This is a genomic window from Streptococcus sp. HMSC034B05, from assembly GCF_001809055.1.
In the GTDB taxonomy this organism is placed as follows: Bacteria; Bacillota; Bacilli; order Lactobacillales; family Streptococcaceae; genus Streptococcus; species Streptococcus constellatus.
Genome location: NZ_KV795589.1, coordinates 1 through 331, shown reverse-complemented (window position 1 = coordinate 331; position 331 = coordinate 1). Strand labels below are relative to the sequence as shown.

1 protein-coding gene is annotated in these 331 nt (G+C 39.9%); it reads left to right on the top strand.

Features of this window, described 5'->3' with window-relative positions:
• A partial coding sequence (locus tag HMPREF2542_RS01085; protein WP_398578068.1) for a DDE-type integrase/transposase/recombinase occupies positions 1–331 on the top strand: 331 nt, incomplete at both ends.

The following is a 331-nucleotide window of genomic DNA, read 5'->3' as shown; positions in this document are numbered from 1 at the left end:
GATCTCTACAATCGTGAGATGGTAGCTTACACCATTTCAGATTGTCAAGATACTAACTTTGTACTGGATACGCTCAATCAATTGGAATTGCCTAAGGGAGCACTTTTACACAGCGACCAAGTCTCTGTTTACACCTCGAAAGCTTATTACCAAGCTTGCACAGAAAAAGGCATCACCCGCTATATGTCCCGTAAGGGAACACCAGCAGATCATGCCTGTATCGAATGGTTTCATTCTGTTCTCAAGTCTGAAACCTTCTATCTCCATAACTGGAGAAACTTAACCAAAGATAGTATAACAGATATTGGCGAAAAATACATCACATTTTATA